The organism is Methylobacterium sp. WL19, from assembly GCF_008040005.1.
In the GTDB taxonomy this organism is placed as follows: Bacteria; Pseudomonadota; Alphaproteobacteria; order Rhizobiales; family Beijerinckiaceae; genus Methylobacterium; species Methylobacterium bullatum.
This window is the reverse complement of the sequence record NZ_VRVC01000260.1, coordinates 1-1,524: the sequence shown is the minus strand read 5'-3', so window position 1 is coordinate 1,524 and position 1,524 is coordinate 1. Positions and strand designations below refer to the sequence as shown.

Annotated in this window: 2 protein-coding genes; both read left to right on the top strand. The window is 66.6% G+C overall.

The window, feature by feature from the left end; genetic code table 11:
• Window positions 1-238, top strand: a 238-nt coding sequence (locus tag FV220_RS25725; protein WP_187273535.1) for a hypothetical protein, incomplete at its 5' end; no start/stop codon positions are given.
• Window positions 239-532: 294 nt separating this feature from the next.
• The coding region (locus FV220_RS24915) for a formyltransferase family protein (protein WP_281406107.1) at window positions 533-1,524 on the top strand (992 nt) is incomplete at its 3' end.

The window sequence follows — 1,524 nt, the reverse complement described above, 5'->3', positions numbered from 1 at the left end:
GGGGCGGCCCCAGGCGAACGCCGCCGCGCCGTCCTCCGCCAATGCCGCCCCCGCCGGGAAGGCGTTTCCCGACGACGGAGGCGCCGGCCCGGACGGCGAGGCCCACGACACGGTCCGGGCCTCGCGTCTTCCGGTTTCGTCGCTCATGCGCCCGGCACTGACCCAGGGGGCGCCGCAATTGAAATCCGCCCGCGGCGACGGGGCGCCATCGGGGAAAAAGCTCAGTAATCCGAAGTAGTGCTTCTCTTGAGGGGATTAACGCCGCATCTTTTATTTGAAAGGTCGAGGAAACGAGTTCGGCCCGTCATGCGGGTCCGGGTTCGTCTCAATAATCCCTTTCAGGAATGACGGCCGGTACGATTTCTATCCGGATCGTCGGCTTCTATTCGATCATTGCCTCAATGATTCGTCGAAATTCATGTCTTTGTTTGCCGGAACGAGCATTTTGTCTCAAATTTGAAAATTCGAAACCTCGTTTCTTGTTTCAAGTCGTCGATCCCCCTGACGTACAGCGGTGCCGGAGCCTGTCGAGATGGAATTCATCGGGAACCGTCCTCGGGACGATACGGTCGCCCATCACGCCGAGGACGATGCGAGACCCACCGCCTGCTTCATCGGCGACGGGACGCTGCTGATCCGATGCGCGGAGCTTTTTCTCGCCGCAGGGCATGCGATCTCCGCCGTGGTCACGCGAGATCCCCGCGCCGCCGACTGGGCGCGCCGTGTTGGACTCACCCTCATCGACAAGGACGCGTACCTGAAAGCGGGCCAGGGCCACGTGCCGGTCGATTTCCTGTTCAGCGTCGGCAACCTCGACGTGATCCCGCCCGCCATCCTCGCCCGCGTCCGGCGCCGGGCGATCAACTTTCACGATGGCCCCCTGCCGAGGCATGCCGGCCTCCATGCCACGACCTGGGCGATCCTCGCCGGGGAGACCTCGCACGGCGTGACCTGGCATCAGATCGACGAGACCATCGATACCGGTGCCATCCTGGCGCAGGAGCATTTCGACATCCTGCCCGGCGACACCGTCTTCAGCCTCAACGGCCGCTGCTACGAAGCCGGCGCCTCGAGCTTTTCCGCCCTCCTCGACGGGCTCGTCTCGGGCCGCGTGGAAGCGAGGCCGCAGCGGGGCGAGCGCCTCTACCATGGCCGGCTCAAGCGCCCGGATCGCGCCGCGACCCTGGATTTCCGCCAGCCCGCCGCGACAATCGCGGCCCTCGTCCGCGCCCTCGATTTCGGCCCGGTGCCCAATCCGCTGGCGCGCCCGAAGATCTTCACCGGGCAGGATCTCGTTCTCGTCCGGGGCGCGGAGATCGGTGCCGCCTCCGGTCATCTCCGTCCCGGCACGATCATGCGGGTGGGGCCCGATCTCGTGTCCGTCGCGACGGCGGATCGCGAGATCGTCCTTTCCGGCCTCACGACCCTGCGCGGCGAGCCGGCCGGCTCCCTGTTCAGCCCCGGCACGGTCCTGCCCGAGATCGAAGGCCCGCGCGCCGAGGCGATCGCCGCCGCTCAGCGCCC